This is a genomic window from Variovorax sp. PBL-E5 (assembly GCF_901827185.1).
Classification (GTDB): Bacteria; Pseudomonadota; Gammaproteobacteria; order Burkholderiales; family Burkholderiaceae_C; genus Variovorax.
In genome coordinates this window covers 376,240-395,646 of record NZ_LR594671.1, presented here as the reverse complement: position 1 = coordinate 395,646, position 19,407 = coordinate 376,240, and the positions used below count along the sequence as shown (strand labels likewise).

General features: G+C 66.3%; 21 protein-coding genes. 5 read left to right on the top strand and 16 right to left on the bottom strand.

Annotated elements, in window-relative coordinates:
- Positions 1-35 precede the first annotated feature (35 nt).
- The 6 genes from WDLP6_RS01940 to WDLP6_RS01915 form a co-directional block, all read right to left on the bottom strand.
- Positions 36-998 carry a substrate-binding domain-containing protein gene (locus WDLP6_RS01940; RefSeq protein WP_162590983.1) on the bottom strand — a complete coding sequence of 321 codons (963 nt, stop codon included), beginning with the start codon at positions 996-998 and terminating at the stop codon, positions 36-38.
- 74 nt (positions 999-1,072) lie between these two features.
- Positions 1,073-2,089: an ABC transporter permease gene (locus WDLP6_RS01935; RefSeq protein ID WP_162590982.1), complete on the bottom strand. Its 1,017-nt coding sequence runs from the start codon at positions 2,087-2,089 to the stop codon at positions 1,073-1,075.
- Positions 2,082-3,629: a sugar ABC transporter ATP-binding protein gene (locus WDLP6_RS01930; protein ID WP_162590981.1), complete on the bottom strand. Its 1,548-nt coding sequence runs from the start codon at positions 3,627-3,629 to the stop codon at positions 2,082-2,084. Before WDLP6_RS01930 ends, WDLP6_RS01935 begins: the two co-directional genes overlap by 8 nt.
- Positions 3,626-4,795, bottom strand: coding sequence for an ROK family protein (locus WDLP6_RS01925; RefSeq protein WP_162590980.1), 1,170 nt, complete (start codon positions 4,793-4,795; stop codon positions 3,626-3,628). Before WDLP6_RS01925 ends, WDLP6_RS01930 begins: the two co-directional genes overlap by 4 nt.
- Before the next feature lie 145 nt (positions 4,796-4,940).
- Complete coding sequence (locus tag WDLP6_RS01920) at positions 4,941-5,852, bottom strand: TauD/TfdA dioxygenase family protein (protein ID WP_162590979.1); 912 nt, start codon at positions 5,850-5,852, stop codon at positions 4,941-4,943.
- 46 nt (positions 5,853-5,898) lie between these two features.
- Positions 5,899-6,876, bottom strand: a complete 978-nt coding sequence (locus WDLP6_RS01915) for a Bug family tripartite tricarboxylate transporter substrate binding protein (RefSeq protein ID WP_162590978.1) — start codon at positions 6,874-6,876, stop codon at positions 5,899-5,901.
- Between the two features lie 140 nt (positions 6,877-7,016).
- Here WDLP6_RS01915 and WDLP6_RS01910 point away from each other — a divergent pair, with 140 nt between their 5' ends.
- The gene (locus WDLP6_RS01910) at positions 7,017-8,036 is read left to right on the top strand and encodes a LysR family transcriptional regulator (protein ID WP_162590977.1); all 1,020 of its coding nucleotides are present in this window, start codon (positions 7,017-7,019) and stop codon (positions 8,034-8,036) included.
- Here WDLP6_RS01910 and WDLP6_RS01905 read toward each other — a convergent pair.
- The 10 genes from WDLP6_RS01905 to WDLP6_RS01860 all read right to left on the bottom strand — a co-directional run bounded on the left by WDLP6_RS01905 (position 8,015) and on the right by WDLP6_RS01860 (position 16,122).
- The gene (locus WDLP6_RS01905; RefSeq protein ID WP_232076938.1) at positions 8,015-8,806 is read right to left on the bottom strand and encodes an HpcH/HpaI aldolase family protein; all 792 of its coding nucleotides are present in this window, start codon (positions 8,804-8,806) and stop codon (positions 8,015-8,017) included. The two genes, WDLP6_RS01910 and WDLP6_RS01905, sit on opposite strands and share 22 nt — an antisense overlap.
- A 137-nt stretch (positions 8,807-8,943) precedes the next feature.
- Complete coding sequence (locus WDLP6_RS01900) at positions 8,944-9,363, bottom strand: F0F1 ATP synthase subunit epsilon (RefSeq protein WP_162565487.1); 420 nt, start codon at positions 9,361-9,363, stop codon at positions 8,944-8,946.
- A 12-nt stretch (positions 9,364-9,375) separates the two neighbouring features.
- Entirely contained in the window at positions 9,376-10,791 is a 1,416-nt protein-coding gene (atpD, locus tag WDLP6_RS01895) for a F0F1 ATP synthase subunit beta (RefSeq protein WP_162590975.1), read from the bottom strand.
- Between the two features lie 46 nt (positions 10,792-10,837).
- Positions 10,838-11,713 (bottom strand): F0F1 ATP synthase subunit gamma, encoded by an 876-nt coding sequence (gene atpG, locus WDLP6_RS01890; RefSeq protein ID WP_162590974.1) that lies wholly within the window; start codon positions 11,711-11,713, stop codon positions 10,838-10,840.
- A gap of 24 nt (positions 11,714-11,737) precedes the next feature.
- Positions 11,738-13,291: a F0F1 ATP synthase subunit alpha gene (gene atpA, locus WDLP6_RS01885; RefSeq protein WP_162590973.1), complete on the bottom strand. Its 1,554-nt coding sequence runs from the start codon at positions 13,289-13,291 to the stop codon at positions 11,738-11,740.
- A gap of 36 nt (positions 13,292-13,327) precedes the next feature.
- Complete coding sequence (locus WDLP6_RS01880; protein ID WP_162590972.1) at positions 13,328-13,861, bottom strand: F0F1 ATP synthase subunit delta; 534 nt, start codon at positions 13,859-13,861, stop codon at positions 13,328-13,330.
- A gap of 5 nt (positions 13,862-13,866) precedes the next feature.
- Positions 13,867-14,337: a F0F1 ATP synthase subunit B gene (locus WDLP6_RS01875; protein ID WP_162565482.1), complete on the bottom strand. Its 471-nt coding sequence runs from the start codon at positions 14,335-14,337 to the stop codon at positions 13,867-13,869.
- A gap of 69 nt (positions 14,338-14,406) precedes the next feature.
- Entirely contained in the window at positions 14,407-14,670 is a 264-nt protein-coding gene (atpE, locus tag WDLP6_RS01870) for a F0F1 ATP synthase subunit C (protein WP_162565481.1), read from the bottom strand.
- Between the two features lie 59 nt (positions 14,671-14,729).
- The gene (atpB, locus tag WDLP6_RS01865; RefSeq protein WP_162590971.1) at positions 14,730-15,617 is read right to left on the bottom strand and encodes a F0F1 ATP synthase subunit A; all 888 of its coding nucleotides are present in this window, start codon (positions 15,615-15,617) and stop codon (positions 14,730-14,732) included.
- Between the two features lie 4 nt (positions 15,618-15,621).
- Positions 15,622-16,122, bottom strand: coding sequence for an ATP synthase subunit I (locus tag WDLP6_RS01860; protein ID WP_162570306.1), 501 nt, complete (start codon positions 16,120-16,122; stop codon positions 15,622-15,624).
- Between the two features lie 172 nt (positions 16,123-16,294).
- Here WDLP6_RS01860 and WDLP6_RS01855 point away from each other — a divergent pair, with 172 nt between their 5' ends.
- The 4 genes from WDLP6_RS01855 to lipA are packed head-to-tail and all read left to right on the top strand — an operon-like array spanning position 16,295 to position 19,195.
- Positions 16,295-17,200 carry a D-amino acid aminotransferase gene (locus WDLP6_RS01855; protein WP_162590970.1) on the top strand — a complete coding sequence of 302 codons (906 nt, stop codon included), beginning with the start codon at positions 16,295-16,297 and terminating at the stop codon, positions 17,198-17,200.
- The gene (locus WDLP6_RS01850; RefSeq protein WP_162590969.1) at positions 17,197-17,502 is read left to right on the top strand and encodes a YbeD family protein; all 306 of its coding nucleotides are present in this window, start codon (positions 17,197-17,199) and stop codon (positions 17,500-17,502) included. Before WDLP6_RS01855 ends, WDLP6_RS01850 begins: the two co-directional genes overlap by 4 nt.
- Before the next feature lie 8 nt (positions 17,503-17,510).
- Entirely contained in the window at positions 17,511-18,179 is a 669-nt protein-coding gene (gene lipB / locus WDLP6_RS01845; RefSeq protein ID WP_443083441.1) for a lipoyl(octanoyl) transferase LipB, read from the top strand.
- A gap of 17 nt (positions 18,180-18,196) precedes the next feature.
- Positions 18,197-19,195, top strand: coding sequence for a lipoyl synthase (lipA, locus tag WDLP6_RS01840; RefSeq protein WP_162590968.1), 999 nt, complete (start codon positions 18,197-18,199; stop codon positions 19,193-19,195).
- Positions 19,196-19,407: the final 212 nt, after the last annotated feature.

Below are 19,407 nucleotides of genomic sequence, written 5' to 3'. Positions count from 1 at the left end.
AGCGACACGAAGTGCGCGAAGCCTGGGGGAGAGTCTTAGAACGGCGAGTTGGGGTGGTAGAACTCCTTGGCGTTGTCCTTGGTGATGAGCACCGAGGGAATGATCGTGGTCGCCGGCAACTTCTCGCCCTTGAGCCGCGCCTCGGCCGTGAGCTTGATCGCGTCGTAGATGAACTTGGGCGAGTAGCTCACGTCGGCGTCGATCATCTTGTTCTTGCCGTCCATGATGGTTTTGACCATGTCCTTGGCGCCGGCACCGCCGAACACGATCTTGATGTCGTTGCGCTTGGCCTGCTCGATCGCCTTGAGCACGCCCACCGTCATGTCGTCGTCGGCGGCCCAGATGGCGTCGATGTCCTTGAAGCGCGTGAGGTAGTCCTGCGTGACCTTGAAGGCGTCGTCGCGATTCCAGTTGGCGTACTTGGCGTCGAGCAGCTTGATGTCGGGATAGTTCTTGAGCACCGAGTTGAAGGCATCCATGCGTTCGTTGTCCAGCGTGGTCGCGATGCCGCGCAGCGCCACCACGTTGCCCTTGCCGTTGAGCTTCTTGGCGATGTACTCGGCCGGGATCTTGCCGAAGGCCGTGTTGTCGCCGGCCACGTAGGCGTCCTGCGCGCTGGTGTCGGTGAGGCCGCGGTCGACCACCGTCACGTAGGCACCCTTGGCCTTGACCTGCGCCACCGGCTTGGTCAGCGCGGCCGACTCGAAGGGGAACACGACCAGCGCGTTGATCTTGGTGACGGTCGACAGATCCTGCAGCTGGTTTGCCTGCTCGGGCGCGTTGGCCGCGGTCTTGATGGTGATCTTCAGGTCCTTGTGCGCCTTCTCGAGATCCTTCTTCGCCTGGTTGGCCCAGTAGTTGATGCCGCCCATGAAGCTGTGCGTGGCGGCCGGGATCGAGACGCCGAGATTGACCTTCTCGTCGGCCAGCGCGGGCAGCGCGGCGAAGGCGGCCGCGGCGACGGCGGTGAGTGCAAGGCGTCGTGTGATGGATGTCATGCTGCTTGTCTCCTGGTGGTTGAGTGAAACGGGAACGGGCCGATGAAATGAATGCGCGTAGCCAGTGGGGCGGGTCATCGCTTTCCCCTTTGAAGGAAGGCGACGATGATGATCACGAAGCCCTGCACCGCGGCGTTGAGGTACACGCTGATGATGCTGGTGAGATTCAGGATGTTGCTGATGACCGAGAGAAGAATCGCGCCGACCACGGTGCCCGTGATGCTGCCCGCGCCGCCCTTGAGCGCGGTACCGCCGACGATCACCGCGGCGATCGCCTCCAGCTCCCACAACAAGCCGGTGGTCGGCGAGGCCGAGCCGAGCCGCGGCACGTAGAGCAGCGTCGCAATGCCGACGCAGACGCCGAGCAGCACGTAGGTGAGGATCTTCACGCCGTCCACATCGACCGCCGCATAGCGCGCCACCTGCTCGTTGGAGCCGATGGCCTGCACGTAGCGGCCGTACGCGGTGCGGTTGAGGATCAGCCCGCCGATCAACGCGACGATGAAGAACACCCACACCGGCACCGGGATGCCGAGCAGGCTCGCGTAGTAGACCGGCGCATAGAGGTCCGACAGGTCGTTGTCGAGCGTGAGCGCGCCGCCGTTGGCGAAGTAGGTGAGGTAGGCGCGGAAGATGCCGAGCGTGCCGAGCGTCACGATGAAGGGCTCGATGCGGCCCTTGGTAATCAGCAGCCCGTGCGCGAGCCCGAACACCGCGCCCAGCACCACGGCCAGCACGGCGCCGAGCACCACCGCCGCCAGCGGCGAGCCGAGCAGCGGCCCCATCTCGTTGATGAACATGATCACGCAGCCGGCGATCAGCGCCGCCATCGAGCCCACCGACAGGTCGATGCCGCCCGAGATGATCACGAAGCACATGCCGACCGCGATGATGCCGATGAAGGCGGTGCGCGTGAGCACGTTCATTGCGTTGTCGAAGGTCGCGAAGTCGCTGTTGAGCAGCGTGCCGGCGATGCACAGCAACACCAGGCCGATGACCGGGCCGAGGCCATACAGGCGGTGCAGCCAGCGGGCCTTGTCCGGCGCGCGGTGCGCGGCGGCGGTGGAGCTTTCGGGCGTGGTCTCAGGCATGGGCGGGGGCGGTTCCGGTGGCGTGGGCGATGAGCTGCTCTTCGGTCAGCTGCGCGGCGTCGAGCGTGGCGACCAGCCGGCCGGCGCGCATCACCGCGACGCGGTGGCACAGCCCGATCAGTTCCACCAGCTCCGACGAGACGACGATCACGGCCAGCCCTTCGCGTGCGAGCCGCTGGACCAGGAAATAGATGTCGCGCTTGGCGCCGACGTCGACGCCGCGCGTGGGCTCGTCGAGCACCACCACCTTCGGCTTCGGCTGCAGCACCTTGGCGAGCGCGAGCTTCTGCTGGTTGCCGCCCGACAGCGACGAGGCGCGCGCGTCGAGGTCGCCGGTGCGGATCCCGTAATCCTTCACCGCCTCGGCCAGCGCGCCGCGCTCGGCCTCGGGGTGCAGCCATGGCGTCGCATAGCGTTCGAGCGCCATCAGCGTGAGGTTCTGGCGCAGGCCGAAGTGCACGTGCAGGCCCTTGCCCTTGCGGTCCTCGCTGAGGTAGGTGAGGCCGTCCCGTGCCGCATCGCGCGGCTTGCGCCAGCCTTTGCCGGTGGAAAGGGACCGGCCCAGGATCTCGACCTGGCCGCTCGCGGGCCGCAGGCCGAGCAGGCCTTCGAAGAGCTCGGTGCGGCCAGCGCCGACCAGGCCGGCGAAGCCGAGGATCTCGCCGGGCCGCACCTCGAAGCTCACGTCCTCGGCCCAGCCCGGCACGCTGAAGCCGCGCACCTGCAGCGCCGGTGCAGCGGACGCCACGACCGGATCGCGCGGCGGATACAGGTCGGCCAGTTCGCGGCCGACCATCAGGTTCGCCATCTGGTGGCGGGTGAGTTCGGTGGTCGGCGCGCGCGCCACGAAGCGTCCGTCGCGCATCACGATCACCTCGTCGGTCACGCGCTCTACCTCGTCGAGCTTGTGCGAGATGTAGACGATGGTCACGCCATCGGCGCGCAGCTGCGCGATCAGCTTGAAGAGGCGCTCGGTCTCGCTGCGGGTGAGCGTGGCGGTGGGCTCGTCCATGATCAGCAGGCGCGCGTGCCGCGAGATCGCCTTGGCGATCTCGACCAGCTGCTTCTCGGCGACGATCAGGCGGCGCACCTTGGTGGCCGGGTCGATGTGCAGGCCGACCTGCGCCAGCGCCGCGGCCGCCTCGCGGTCCATGGTCGCGTCGTCGAGCAGCCAGCCGCGCTTTCTTTCGTGGCCGAGGAAGATGTTCTGGGCCACGCTCAGGTCGTCGGCCAGATTGAATTCCTGGTGGATCAGCACGATGCCCAGCGCCTCGGCATCGCGCGAGCCGGCGAACTGCCGCGCCTGCCCGTTGACGCGCACGCTGCCGCCGCTCGGCGCCTCGTAGCCGGCGAGGATCTTCATCAGCGTCGACTTGCCGGCGCCGTTCTCGCCGAGCAGGCCGTAGACGCGGCCGGGCGCGAGCGCGAAGCTCACGCCATGCAGCACCTGCACCGGGCCGAAGGCCTTGAGCACGCCGTCGAACTCGACGGCGACCGCGGCCTTCGCGGCCGGCGCGGCAGCGACGGCGCTCACGGTCATGGCGCGACCCCGCGCACCTTGAGCGTCTCGTGCATCGCCAGCACGCCGGCGCCGATCAGTCCGGCCTGCGTGCCGAGCGGCGTGTACTGGATCTCCAGGTGCCGCGTCGACAGCGCGAGCGAGCGCTGGTAGACGCTCTGGCGCACCGCCGCGAGGAACAGCGGCCCGATGCGCGTGATGCCGCCGCCGATGAACACATGCGAGGGATTGAAGAAGTTGACGATCGACGCCAGCATCTGGCCGATCAGGCTGCCGGCGCGCTGCACGATGGCATTGGCCGCCGCATCGCCGGCACGGCTGGCTTGCCCGACATCGGTGGCCTCGATGCGGCCCTGGACGCGCAGGCATTCGGCCAGCGCGGCGCTCTCGCCGGCTTGGGCCGCCTGCATGGCCATGCGCGTGATCGCCGGGCCGGCGGCCATCGCCTCGACGCAACCCAGGTTGCCGCAATGGCAGCGCGGGCCTTCCTGGTCGACGCAGATGTGGCCCACGTCACCGGCCGATCCGGCCGCGCCGCGGTACACCTCGCCGTGGCACACGATGCCGCAGCCGATGCCGGTGCCGACCTTGATGACGAGGAAGTTGGACAGTGAGCGCTTGAGCCGCCAGAGCTCGCCCAACGCCATCAGGTTCACGTCGTTGTCGACGAACACCGGCGCCGCATAGTCCTCGCGCAGGTAGTCGCGGATCGAGAAGCTGTCCCAGGCCGGCATCAGCGGCGGATTCACCAACTGGCCGATCTCGAAGTTGACCGGGCCCGGCACGCCGATGCCGATGCCGATCACCTGCTTGGCGTCGAAGCCGCTGCGTGCGAGCAACTCGCGCATCAGCACCCGCACGCGCGCCAGCAGCACGCCCGGGCCTTCGCGCACGTCGGCCGGTTCGCCGTGATGGGCCAGCACGGTGAGGTCGGGCCGCAGCACCGCGACGTCGAGGCTGGTGGCGCCGATGTCGACGCCGAGCAGCACGCCCAGTCCCGCATGAAGCTGGAGGTTTTCGGGCCGACGACCGCCCGACGAACGCTGCAGGCCTGCTTCGGCCAGAAGCCCCTGATCGACGAGTCCGGCGATCAGCGCGTTGGCCTTGCTCTTCGAAAAGCCCAGCCCTTCGGCCATGCCATGGCGTGAACCGCCGGCCGACCAGAAGGTCGTTTCCAGCAGCTGCATCTCATCGGCAGTGAGTCGGCTCCAGGGGGCCAAGCGCTTGTCTCCGTATTCGGAAGGCGAATACTAGGCGCTGTGCTTCAGCCCAACAAGATTGAACTTCGACCTGTTTCCGGCCGATCGGAGCGCCGCGCGGCGCGGCGTCGACTCAGAACGGGACTTCGCCCTTCACGATGGTGCGGTTCATCAGCCGCGGCTGGTGGGGCCCGTAGTTGGGGATGCCCTGGTGGATCGTCAGGCAGTTGTCCCACATCACCAGATCATGGGTCTGCCACTTGTGCCGGTAGATGTAGCGGGGCTGCGTCATGTGGTCAAACAGGCGGTGCAGCAGCGCGCGGCCCTCCTCGGGCGGCAGGCCATCGATCGCCGTGGTGAAGCCTTCGTTGACGTAGAGGCATTGGGCGCCGCTGTCCTTGTGGGTGCGGACGATCGGATGGCTCACCTGTTGCAGCCGCTGGTCGACGTCGACGCTCAGCGGCCGCGTGAAGTGAGAGCCCGGCCGGGGCTTTACCTTCTTGGCGTCGTGGAAGGCGCGCCGTCCTGCCACGAGCGCCTTGGTCGATGCGTTCAGGTCTGCATAGGCCTGGGCGGTGCTGGCGAATTCCGTATCGCCGAGCGGGCCGGTCTCGTCCTGCGGCACCTTCAGCGCATAGAGCAGCGAGACGCGGCTGGGCGTCGGCGAATAGGACAGGTCGGTGTGCCAGTACTGCGCCGCATCGGAGGCACCCAGCGGGCGACCGTTTTCGACGATGTTGCTCAGCACGAAGATCTCGGGATGGCCGGGCTTGGCGAACTGCGTCAGCGCATGGATGTCGAGTTCGCTGCCGAACAGGCGGCTGAAGGCCATCAGCGATTCGTCGTCAAGGTCCTGGCCGGGAAAGTAGAGCATGCCGAAGCGGCCGAGCGCGTCCACGATCGTGTGGAGCTGCTCCGGGTTCACGCCGGCGCGCAGGTCCACGCCTTCCACCCGCGCGCCGACTGCGGCACCGGTGGGCGTAACCCTGATCGCGCTCGTTGCGGCCGTCGCGCCATCCCTGGCCTGCATCGCTTGTACGCTCATGAAATCGCCTTTCGTCTTTCGTGTATCTGATTGAACTTGCACCGTGTCAGTCGAAGCGCAGTCCGCGCTCTTTCACGAGCCGCTGCAGGCCTTCGATCTCCGCGCGCACGCGCGCCTTCAATGCAGCGGGTCCGGCGGCCAGCACGTGATTGCCGGCGTCCTCGAAGATCTTCGCGACCGCGGGCTTGTGCAAGGACTGAACGAAGGCGTCGTCGAGTTTGCGGATCACCCCGGGCGGCGTGCCCTTGGGCGCCCAGACGCCGAACCAGGTGCCCGAGACATAGCCCGGCACGCCCGACTCGATCACCGTCGGGATGTCGGGAAAGAGCGGGCTGCGCTGGCGCGCGCCGACGCCGAGCGCCTTGACGGTCCGTGCCTTCAGGTAAGGCACGACGTTGGGCAGGGTGTCGAAGGTGATGTCGATCTCGCCGGCCAGCAGCGCCGTCATGGCCTGCGCCGCGCCGCGGTAGGGAATGTGGGTGATGTTCGCGCCTGACAGCGCCTTGTAGAGTTCGGCGGCCAGGTGGTTCGAACTGCCGATGCCGTAGCTGCCGAAGTTGACCTTGCCGGCATGCGCGTTGGCGTAGGTGTTGAGCTGCGCGATGCTGTCGTACGGCACCGACTTGTTGGCCACCAGCACGTAGGGGGCTTCCATCAGCAGGCTGATCGGCTCGAAATCCTTGACCGGGTCATAGGGCAGGTCCTTCTGGACCACGTAGTTCGAGCCGTGCGTGCTGGCGGTGCCCATCAGCAGCGTGTAGCCGTCCGGGTTCGCGCGCTTGACCGCGCCGGCCCCGATCGCGCCGCCCGCGCCGCCCTGGTTGTCGATCACGACCGACTGCCCCAGCGCCTGCGACAACTGCGGGCCGAGGATGCGCGCGATCTGGTCGACGCCCCCCCCGGGCGGAAAGGGCACGATGAGCCGGATCGGCTTCTGTGGAAAGTCGCTGCCCGAGGCGGCATAGCCCAGCGGTGCAAGGGGCGCCAGGGCGGCGGCAAGCAGGAAAGTGCGGCGTGCAGTCATCGTCGGATCTCGTCGCTGTCGTGGAAGGGAAGACTTGGGCAGGACCGTCGGTTGCGCGCCGCCTTGAACTGCCGATGTCGAGTGTGGAGCAATTGATGCGCCCCGAGGGCGCCGCGGCATGAATAATGCGAAGCACCGCCATGAAGATCATTCATTCCAGCCTTCGGGCTTCACGCGCCGGCTCGGTGGCGGCCGACGCGCCGCGGCCGTTCGGCATCGAGATCCAATACCTGCTGGCCTTTCTTGCCGTCTACGAGGCGCGCAACGTCACCACGGCGGCGCGCCGCATTCACCGCAGCCAGTCGGCGATCAGCCATTCGCTGTCGAAGATGCGGGCGTTGATGGGCGACGAGTTGTTCGTCGTGCGCGGCGGCGAGATGCAGCCGACAGCGCTTGGCGAGGCGCTCTATCCGACGATCGCGCAAGCGGTTTCGCTGATCGATTCGCTGCGCGGGCGGCAACGCGGCTTCGATGCGCAGCGCGACAGCTTCGATCTGCGCATCGGCATGACCGACTACGAGGAGCAGTTGCTGTCCCCGCGACTGTGGATGGAGATCGAACGCCGTACGCCGGGCGTGCGCCTCGTGGTCCGTTCGATCAATCGCTACGCGGCCGAGCCGATGGTGCTGTCCGGCGCACTCGACCTCGCGATCGTCGGCAACCCGGTTTGCCGGCACCCGGATCTCGAATGCCGGGTGCTGCTCTCGGAGCCCTATGTCGTCGCCTGCTCTCAAGAGGTGGAACTGCCGGCACTGACGCTGGAACGCTATCTGCAGGCCGACCATCTGAGCGTCGAAGTGGGCAGCGAGCAATTCGGTTCGGTGGACGAGGCCTTGCGCGCGATCGGCTGCGCTCGGCGGGTGCGCTGTGTGGTGCCGACCTACTCGCGCGTGCCCGATCTGCTGCGCCATTCCACGCTGTTCGCCACCCACAGCCAGGGCGTGTTCCTGCGCGATGCGGCCGCTCACGAAGGGCTTCAGTTGCATGCGCCGCCCTTCGAGTTGGCGCCGGTGCAGATCGGCATGGTCGCGCTGCGGCATGCCAAAGCTTCTGGGGCGCAGCGCTGGGCCTGCGACCTGGTCCATGCGCTGGTCAGCCGGCCGCACGGCGCGGGCCTCACGCGCCCGCGCCCGCGGACTCAGTCCGGGCGAGCGGCGTAGCCGGCGCGCAGGGCGTCGAAGGCACCCGCCATGACCGCCATATCGACGCCGACGATGAAGAAGCTGCACCCCAAGCGCAGGTAGCGCGCCGCGGCATCGGGGTCGCGCACGAAGATGCCGGCGGCCTTGCCGCCGGAGAGGGCTGCGGCCACGGCCTCGGCGATCTGCGCTTCGACCTCCGGATGGGAAGGCTGGCCGAGATGCCCGAGGCTGGCCGCGAGATCGGAAGGGCCTATCAGCAGGGCATCGATGCCGTCGACCCGCGCGATCTCGCCGGCGCAATGCACGCCGGCGGCCGATTCGATCTGCGCCACGATGCAGAGTTCGGCCGCGCTGCCCCGCAGAAAGTCCGCGTCGCGTCCCCAGCCGGCCGCGCGTGCGAGCGCAGTGCCGACGCCGCGCGTGCCCGCCGGCGGAAAGCGCGTCGAGGCGACGAGCCCATGGGCCTGGCTCACGCTTTCAACCAGCGGGGCCACGAGGGTCTGCACGCCGATGTCCAGACAGAGGCCGCACGCTGCCTTGTCGAGGCTTCCCGGTCGCAGCGCGGCGCTGGCTCCGGAAGCGGCGATCAGCGCAAGCTGCTGGGGCAGCGCCGCCATTTCGCGCGCCGAATGCTCGCCGTCGAGCAACAACCAGTCGAAGCCTGCGCCCGCGATGATCTCGAGCACACTGGGATCGCCGGTACCGAGCACGAGGCCGTATTGCGGGCGGCGGGCGGCGAGGGCCGCTTTGAATTTGTTCTTCGACGGCATGGGGTTCGCGGCGAGCATACGCCCGCAAGAAAAAGGCCGCCCCGAAGGCGGCCTTGATATTTGGATGCGCCGCGGAACCGGCCTAGCCGGTCCGCTCGTGTTGCCCCGGCAGGGGTCAGGCGAAGCGACACGAAGTGCAAGAAGCCTGGGGACAGCTACTTCTTTTGCCGGTACTTGCGAAGCGCGGCAAGCTGCGCGGCCATGACCGCCAGCTCCGACTGCGCCATCGCGATGTCGATGTCCGTCTTGGCGTTCTTCAACGCTTCCTCGGCCGCCGCCTTCGCGACATTGGCCTTCTCGTCGTCGAGATCCTTGCCGCGGATCGCGGTGTCGGACAGCACGGTGACCGCATGCGGCTGCACTTCGAGAATGCCGCCGGCCACGAAGACGAATTCCTCGCCGCCGTCGGCCGTTTCGATGCGCACGGCGCCGGGGCGGATGCGCGTGATCAGCGGCGTGTGGCGCGGATAGATGCCGAGCTCGCCGGCTTCACCGGGCAGCGCGACGAACTTGGCCTCGCCGGAGAAGATCGACTCCTCCGCGCTGACCACGTCCACATGAATGGTGCCTGCCATGGTGATTCCTTTTTAAGCGACCTTCTTGGCCTTCTCGAAAGCCTCGTCGATGCCACCCACCATGTAGAAAGCCTGTTCCGGCAGGTGGTCGGCTTCGCCGTTGACGATCATCTTGAAGCCGCGGATGGTTTCGGCCAGCGGCACGTACTTGCCGGGCGAGCCGGTGAACACTTCGGCCACGTGGAAGGGCTGCGACAGGAAGCGCTGGATCTTGCGCGCGCGGGCCACGGCCAGCTTGTCGTCGGGCGCCAGTTCGTCCATGCCCAGGATCGCGATGATGTCGCGCAGTTCCTTGTAGCGCTGCAGCGTGCCCTGCACGGCGCGGGCCGTGTTGTAGTGCTCTTCGCCGACCACGTTGGGGTCGAGCTGGCGCGAGGTCGAATCCAGCGGGTCCACGGCCGGGTAGATGCCCAGCGAGGCGATGTCGCGCGACAGCACCACGGTGGAATCCAGGTGGGCGAAGGTGGTGGCGGGCGACGGGTCGGTCAAGTCATCGGCCGGCACGTAGACGGCCTGGATCGAGGTGATCGAGCCGACCTTGGTCGAGGTGATGCGTTCCTGCAGGCGGCCCATTTCCTCGGCCAGCGTCGGCTGGTAGCCCACGGCGGAAGGCATGCGGCCCAGCAGTGCGGACACTTCGGTGCCGGCCAGCGTGTAGCGGTAGATGTTGTCGACGAAGAACAGCACGTCGCGGCCTTCGTCGCGGAACGATTCGGCGATGGTCAGGCCGGTCAGCGCCACGCGCAGGCGGTTGCCCGGGGGCTCGTTCATCTGGCCGTAGACCATGGCCACTTTCGACTCGCCGAGGTTCTCGAGATTCACGACGCCGGAGTCGGCCATCTCGTGATAGAAGTCGTTGCCTTCGCGGGTGCGCTCACCGACGCCCGCGAACACCGAGAGGCCCGAGTGCGCCTTGGCGATGTTGTTGATGAGCTCCATCATGTTCACGGTCTTGCCGACGCCGGCGCCGCCGAAGAGGCCCACCTTGCCGCCCTTGGCGAAAGGGCAGACCAGGTCGATCACCTTGATGCCGGTTTCGAGCAGGTCGGTCGACGGCGAGAGTTCGTCGTACTCGGGTGCCTTGCGGTGGATCGAGGCGGTGAGCTCCTGGCCCACTTCGCCGCGCTCGTCGATCGGACGGCCGAGCACGTCCATGATGCGGCCGAGCGTGGCCTTGCCGACCGGCACCGTGATGGGCGCGCCGGTGTTGGTCACGATCAGGCCGCGGCGCAGGCCGTCAGACGAGCCGAGCGCAATGGTGCGCACGACGCCGTCGCCGAGCTGCTGCTGCACTTCCAGGGTCAGGCCACCGCCTTCGAACTTCAGGGCGTCGTAGATCTTGGGCATCTTGTCGCGCGGGAATTCCACGTCGACCACGGCGCCGATACATTGAACGATCTTGCCTTGAACTGCATTTGCTTGAGCCATCTTCTGCTCCGATAAAAATTGAATCTGTTGGACGTCGAGCGAAGGCTCAGACGCCGGCGGCCGCCGCGGCGCCCGAAACGATCTCCGACAGCTCCTTGGTGATACCGGCCTGGCGGGTCTTGTTGTAGATCAGCTTGAGTTCGTCGATCACGTTGCCGGCGTTGTCGGTGGCGGACTTCATCGCGACCATGCGCGCCGACTGCTCGGAGGCCATGTTCTCGGCCACGGCCTGGTAGACCAGCGACTCCACGTAGCGCACCAGGAGTTCGTCGATCACGCTCTGCGCATCGGGCTCGTAGATGTAGTCCCACGCATGCTGGCCCTTCTCGAGCTGCAGCGAATCGGCCGCCAGCGGCAGCAGCTGCTCGACCACCGACTCCTGGCGCATCGTGTTGATGAACTTGGTGTAGCAGAGGTAGACCGCGCCGAGCTTGCCTTCGGCATACGCATCGAGCAGCACCTTGACCGGGCCGATCAGCTTGTCGAGGTGCGGGGTGTCGCCCAGCTGAGTGACATGCGAGACCACGCGGGCGCCGATGCGGTTCAGGAAGCCCAGGCCCTTGTTACCGATCGCCACCGCCTCGATCGAGGCGCCGGCGCTCTGCAACTCGCGCAGCTTGGTCGTCACGGCACGCAGCACGTTGGTGTTCATGCCGCCGCACAGCCCCTTGTCGGTCGAGACCACGATGAAGCCCGCGGCCTTGACGTCGTGGGTCTTCATGAACGCATGCGTGTACTCGGGGTTCGCCTGTCCGAGATTGGCCGCGATGTTGCGGATCTTCTCGCTGTAGGGACGGGCGGCGCGCATGCGTTCCTGCGCCTTGCGCATCTTCGACGCGGCCACCATTTCCATGGCCTTGGTGATCTTCTTGGTGTTCTCCACCGATTTGATCTTGCCGCGGATTTCCTTGCCAGCTGCCATTGGGACTCCTTGGGTCGTCGTCGATCAGGCGAACGACTTCTTGAACGCGGTGACTGCTGCGAGCAGCTCGGCCTCGGCATCCTTGTCGAGCGCCTTGGCTTGTTCGATCTTGTCGAGCAGCGGACCGTGGCTGGACTTCAGGAACTGATGCAGGCCGTGTTCGAACGGCAGCACCTTCTTCACGTCGATGTCGTCCATGAAGCCCTTGTTGACCGCGAACAGCGACGCGCCCATCAGTGAGATCGGCAGCGGGCTGTATTGCGCCTGCTTCAACAGTTCGGTCACGCGGGCACCGCGGTCGAGCTGCTTGCGGGTCGCTTCGTCGAGGTCGGAGGCGAACTGCGCGAAGGCGGCCAGTTCGCGGTACTGCGCGAGGTCGGTACGGATACCGCCGGACAGGCCCTTGATGACCTTGGTCTGCGCCGACGAGCCCACGCGCGACACCGAGATACCGGCGTTGATGGCGGGCCGGATGCCGGCGTTGAACAGGTTGGTTTCCAGGAAGATCTGGCCGTCGGTGATCGAGATCACGTTGGTCGGCACGAAGGCGGACACGTCGCCCGCCTGCGTTTCGATGATCGGCAGCGCGGTCAGCGAACCGGTCTTGCCCTTGACCTCGCCCTTGGTGAAGTCCTCGACGTACTTGTCGTTGACGCGCGCGGCGCGTTCAAGCAGGCGGCTGTGCAGGTAGAACACGTCGCCGGGATAGGCTTCGCGACCCGGCGGGCGGCGCAGCAGCAGCGAGACCTGGCGGTAGGCCACGGCCTGCTTGGACAGATCGTCATAGACGATCAGCGCGTCCTGGCCGCGGTCGCGGAAGTACTCGCCCATCGTGCAGCCCGAATAGGCGCTGACGTACTGCATCGCGGCCGATTCGGAGGCCGAGGCGGCGACGACGATGGTGTAGTCCATCGCACCGGCCTGCTCGAGCGCGCGCACCACGTTCTTGATCGACGAAGCCTTCTGGCCGATCGCGACGTAGACGCAGGTCATGTTCTGACCCTTCTGGTTGATGATCGCGTCGATCGCCACCGCGGTCTTGCCGGTCTGGCGGTCGCCGATGATCAGCTCGCGCTGGCCGCGGCCGATCGGCACCATCGAGTCGATGGACTTGAGGCCGGTCTGCATCGGCTGGTCGACCGACTTGCGGGCGATCACGCCGGGCGCGACCTTCTCGATCACGTCCGTCATCTTGGCGTTGACCGGACCCTTGCCGTCGATCGGCTGGCCCAGCGCATTGACCACGCGGCCGATGAGTTCGGGGCCGACCGGCACTTCCAGGATGCGGCCCGTGCACTTGACGGTGTCGCCTTCCGAGATGTGCTCGTACTCGCCCAGAATCACGGCGCCGACCGAGTCGCGCTCGAGGTTCAGCGCCAGGCCATACGACGGCGTGCCGTCGGCGCTGGGCGGGAACTCGAGCATTTCGCCCTGCATCGCGTCCGACAGGCCGTGCACGCGCACGATGCCGTCGGTCACCGACACCACGGTGCCCTCGTTGCGGATGTTCGCGCTGACGCCGAGACCCTCGATGCGGCTCTTGATCAGTTCGGAAATTTCTGCGGGATTGAGTTGCATGACTCTTTCCTTCTTTCTTGGTAAGGGCTGACGGCCTCAGGCGGCTGCCAGCGCAACTTTCATTTGTTCGAGGCGCGCCTTGACGGAGGTGTCGAGCACCTCGTCGCCGACCACCACGCGAATGCCGCCGATCAGCGAGGGATCCTGCTGCACCGTGAGCTGCAGCTTGCGGCCGAAGCGCTTTTCGAGCGCCGAGGACACAGAGCCGAGCACCGCGGCGTCGATCGGAAAGGCGCTGTACACCACCGCATCGGACGAACCGCTCTGCGCATTCGCCAGCGTGCGGAACTGCTTGGCGATCTCGGGCAGCACGGCGAAGCGGCCGTTTTCCAGCAAGGCCATCAGGAAGTTGTTCGCCGCCGGCGGCAGCGCCGAACCGTGGGCACCGGCGATCACGCCCAGCACCTGCTCGGGCGTGGCCATCGGGTTGTCCGCGAACTGCTGCAGCTCGGGATTGCCGGAGATGGCCGCGACACGGTCGAGCCAGGCAGCCGTGCCCTGGAGGTCCGACGAAGACGCCTTGAACAAGGCTTCGGCGTAGGGACGCGCAATGGTGGCGAGTTCTGCCATGGCGATCAGAGTTCGGTCTGCAGGCGGGCCAGCAAATCGGCGTGGACGGCCGGATTCACTTCCTTGCGCAGGATCTGCTCGGCGCCCTTGACGGCCAGTGCGGCGACCTGCTCGCGCAGCGCCTCGCGCGCCTTCACGGCCTGCTGCTCGGCCTCGACCCGGGCGGCCGCGACGATCTTGTTGCCTTCTTCGGTGGCGCGGGCCTTGGCCTCTTCGACGATGGCCTGGCCACGGCGTTCGGCATCGGCCAGACGCTGCGCGGACTCGTTGCGCGCCTGGCCCAGTTCGACTTCGACGCGCTTGTTGGCGGCGGACAGTTCGGACTTCGCCTTCTCGGCGGCTGCCAGCCCTTCGGCGATCTTATGGGCGCGCTCGTCCAGTGCCTTGGCGATCGGCGGCCACACGAACTTCATCGTGAACCCGATCAGAATCAGGAACACGATCATCTGAACGATCAGGGTACCGGTAATGCTCACTTTTCACCCTCTTTGGGATTGACCTAAGCCGTTCCGCGGGAATGACGACGCGGGTCCGACGGGAAAGCCTTACTTCGGCAGGTTGGCGATTTGCGACAGGAACGGGTTGGCCGTGGCGAACCACAGGGCGACACCGGTACCGATGATGAACGCGGCGTCGATCAGGCCGGCCAGCAGGAACATCTTGGTTTGCAGTTCACCCATCAGCTCGGGTTGGCGTGCAGCGGATTCGAGGTACTTGCTGCCCATGATGCCGATCCCGATACACGCGCCGACCGCGCCCAGACCGATGATCAGGCCGGCGGCCAGTGCGACAAAGCTGATAACTTCCATGATGACTCCTAGAGGACTTTGGTTGATTGAAGAGAAAGGAAAACGCGAGAAAAAGCGGGTCAGTGGTGGTCGTGTGCCTGACCGATGTACACCAGTGCCAGCATCATGAAGACGAAAGCCTGGATGGTGATGATCAGGATGTGGAAGATCGCCCAGGCCGTGCCGGCGATGATGTGGCCGATGGCCAGACCCACGCCGGTCGCCGAGGCGGTCCAGGCGCCGCCCATCAGGGCGATCAGCAGGAAGATCAGCTCGCCGGCATACATGTTGCCGAACAACCGCATGCCGTGCGACACGGTCTTGGCGACGAACTCGACCATCTGCATCGCGAAGTTGCAGATGCCGAGGACGATCGCGACGATCGGGTTCTTGCTGGTGCCGAAAGGCGCGGTGACGAGTTCATGGGCCCAGCCGCCGGCGCCCTTGATCTTGACGTTGTAATAAAAGCAGATCAGCAGGATCGAGACCGACAGGCCCATGCAGACCGAGAGGTCGGCGGTGGGCACGACCCGCAGGTAGGCGTGGTGAGGATCTTCGCCGGTGGCGCCGACGACCTTGCCCCAGAGGGCGGGGAACAGGTCGACCGGGAACAGGTCCATCGCATTGAGCAGCATGATCCAGACGAAGATCGTGAGGCCCAGCGGCGCGACGAACTTGCGGCTGACCGCGTTGTGGACCAGACCCTTGGCCTGGTTGTCGACCATCTCGACCAGGATTTCCACCGCGGCCTGGAAGCGGCCCGGCGCGCCCGACGTCGCCTTGCGCGCGCCGAGCCAGAGCAGCCAGCAGCCGATCACGCCCAGCAGGATCGAGAAGAACAGCGAATCGAAGTTGAAGACCGTGAAGTCGACGACGCCCGAAGGCTTGTGGCTTTGAAAATACGTCAGATGGTGAATGATGTATTCACCAGCGGTCTGACCTTGTTCCGCAGCGTTTTCAGCAGCCATCCGTTTACTCGTCTCTCAGTTTCAGGCGCCTGGGGGCCAGCATCACCGCCACCCAAGCTGCCTTCATTGTCACCACCAAGCCGATCAGCATCGCCGGCCAGCTCAGCGCCGTAATCAGCCTTGGCGCGGCAATCAGCATTGCCACCGTCAAGGCCATCTTGACCATTTCCCACAAAAGGAATCCGAACATCGCAGTGCCCGGATTCAGGGATGAAAACCGTCCAGTCAGCCCCCGTGCGAAGACCGCAGCGGGAACGACCACTGCCAGCGCACCGTATCCGGCGGACCACCCCAGATTTTGCCTTCCCGTCAGACCCCAGGTGACCAATGCCACCAGCAGCCCCCCAACGACCTGAACCGCGATCACGCGCCAAGGCGAGATCGATGGCTTCCTGTCGCGCAGCCGCCGAGCCTCATCGGCTGTCAGCGGCTTGAAGTCATCGTCCGGGTCCTGAACTTCCTCAGGGACTCTCGCATTCAGGGCATCTCGGGCGATTGTTTTCATTTCGAATGAAGCCCGGATGACGACCCAGATTTTGACAAAGCCATTGATTATAAATAAAAAACACTCGCTCTCCGGCATGTTCCTGCGCCCGACTCGGAAAAGAGGCTCGGCCATCGACGCGGCCATGGCGGCGCGCTTGGAAAGCGCCGGCATGCCCCCACCATAATTGCTCATGCATCCGATCCTCGACGCCCTCCCCGAGTCCCTGTGCTACCTCGACGGCGACTACACGCCGTTGCGCGATGCGAAAGTCAGCGTGCTCGACCGCGGCTTCATCTTCGGCGACGGCGTCTACGAGGTCGTGCCTGCCTATGGCGGCCAGCCTTTCGGCTTCGAGGAGCACATGGCGCGCCTCGACCGCTCGCTGGCCGAGTTGCGCATCGCGAACCCGCTCACCCATGCACAGTGGCGCGAGGTGGCGATGCGGCTGATCGAGGCGAGTGCGCCGGCTGCGCGCAGCGGCGCGCAGGCCGTGTACTTCCAGGTCACACGCGGCGTCGCGCCGCGCGACCACGCGATGCCCAAGGGCCTGACGCCGACGGTCTTCGCGATGATCAACCCCCAGAAGCCGATCTCCGACGCCGTGCGCGCCGCGGGCGTCGCCTGCGTCACCGCGCACGACTTCCGCTGGCAGAAGGCGCACATCAAGAGCACCAGTCTGCTCGGCGCCGTGCTGGCACGCCAGATCAGCGTGGAGGCCGGAGCGGCCGAAACCATCATGTTCCGCGGCGACTGGCTCAGCGAGGCGTCGTCCAGCAACGTCTGGGTCGTGAAGGACGGTACGGTCAGCGGTCCGCCCAAGGACGAGCTGGTGCTCGCCGGCATTCGCTACGGGCTGATCGAAAGGCTTTGCGCCGACGCCGGCATCCCGTTTTCGCTGCGGCGCATCGCGCGCGACGAAGTATTCGGCGCCGACGAGTTGCTGCTGTCCTCGGCCAGCAAGGAAGTGCTGCCGGTCGTCGCGCTCGACGGCCAGACCATCGGCAGCGGCCGTCCGGGTGCGATCTACCAGGCACTGTATGCCGGCTACCAGCGGGCCAAGCAGCGCAGCACGCAAGACAAGGGAGTTCCCGCATGAGCATTTCGCCCGACACAGAACCCGGCGCGCCGGTGGACGCGCGCAAGGAATCGCTGATCGAATACCCCTCGCAGTTCCCGATCAAGGTGATGGGCGCCAAGGCCGACGGCTTCGTGCACGCCATCACCGCCATCGCCGAACGCTTCGATCCCAACTTCGATGCCAGCACCATCGAACTGCGCAACAGCAAGGCCGGCAACTACCTGGGCGTGACCGTCACCGTCACCGCCACCAGCCGCGAGCAGCTCGATGCCATCTACATGGCGCTGTCCGCGCATCCGATGGTGAAGGTGGTGCTCTGAGCACGGGCCTGCAGGTCGAGCTGCTCGGCCGCGCCGATTACGCCTCGACCTTCGAGGCCATGCAGCGCATGACCCAGGCCCGCACGCCCGAGGTCGCCGATGCGCTCTGGATCTGCGAGCACGCGCCGGTCTACACGCAGGGCCTGGCCGGCAAGGCCGGCCATGTGCTGAACCCGGGCGACATCCCCGTGGTCCAGACCGACCGCGGCGGCCAGGTCACCTACCACGGCCCCGGCCAGGTGGTCGCCTATCCGCTGATCGACCTGCGCCGCGCCGGCTACTACGTGAAGGAGTACGTCTACCGGATCGAGGAATCCGTGATCCGCACACTGGCGCACTTCGGCGTCACGGGCCATCGCGTCGCGGGCGCGCCGGGCATCTACGTGCGGCTCGACGATCCGTTCTCGCATGCGGCGCTCACCGGCCCGATGATGGCTTTGGACCCGTTCCGCGGTCTCGGCAAGATCGCCGCGCTCGGCATCAAGGTCAGCCGCCATTGCACCTACCACGGCGTCGCGCTCAACGTCGCGATGGACCTGGAACCCTTCTCGCGCATCAACCCCTGCGGCTACGCGGGCCTGAAAACCGTCGACCTTTCTACAATCGGCGTTCAAACAACCTGGGACGAAGCGGCGCGGGTGCTGGGCAACAAGCTCGGTGTCTACCTCGCACCCTGAGCCCCGACAAGGAAGTCATGAGCACCTTCGACGTTGTCCGCGACGCACAGAGCGCCGAGAACTACAACCCCCTGGCCAAGCAGAAAGCCGCGGCCAAGCTGTCACGCATCCCGGTCAAGGTGGTCCAGGGCGAGGTGCTCAAGAAGCCCGACTGGATCCGCGTGCGCGCCGGCAGCCCCACCACCCGCTTCTACGAGATCAAGCAGATCCTGCGCGAGAGCAATCTGCACACCGTCTGCGAAGAGGCCTCCTGCCCCAACATCGGCGAGTGCTTCGGCAACGGCACCGCCACCTTCATGATCATGGGCGACAAGTGCACGCGGCGCTGCCCGTTCTGCGACGTCGGCCACGGCCGGCCCGATCCGCTCGACAAGGACGAGCCGCTCAACCTCGCGAAGACCATCGCGAAGCTGCGCCTCAAATACGTCGTCATCACCAGCGTCGACCGCGACGACCTGCGCGACGGCGGCAGCCAGCACTTCGTCGACTGCATCCGAAACATCCGGGAGCTCTCGCCGCAGACGCAGATCGAGATCCTGGTGCCCGACTTCCGCGGCCGCGACGACCGCGCGCTCGAGATCCTCAAGGCCGCGCCGCCGGACGTGATGAACCACAACCTCGAGACCGCGCCGCGCCTCTACAAGGAAGCGCGCCCCGGCAGCGACTACCAGTTCAGCCTCAACCTGCTCAGGAAATTCAAGGCACTGCACCCCGAGGTGCCGACCAAGAGCGGCATCATGGTCGGCCTCGGCGAGACCGACGACGAGATTCTGCAGGTGATGCGCGACATGCGCGCGCACGGCATCGACATGCTGACCATCGGCCAGTACCTCGCGCCCAGCAGCAGCCATTTGCCGGTGCGCCGCTACGTGCATCCCGATACGTTCAAGATGTTCGAGGACGAGGCCTACAAGATGGGCTTCAGCCACGCGGCCGTCGGCGCGATGGTGCGTTCGAGCTACCACGCCGACCAGCAGGCGCACGCCGCCGGGGTACCTGACACGACGCGCAATTGACCCTGTTCCAGCTGCGATAAATTGCGCGTGACCCCCTGTCCCCTCCACCCCGACTGCTTGCGATGCGCCGCTGCGCGCGTCTCTCGCATGCACGGTGCGGTGCGGGACTTCTCCATTCGAATTTGCCTGGGTCGTTGAGCTACGGCCTCGGCCGGTGCTCGGCGATCCGACCGCACCAGGCACGGCGAGAACGCTCGCCGATTCAACTCGAA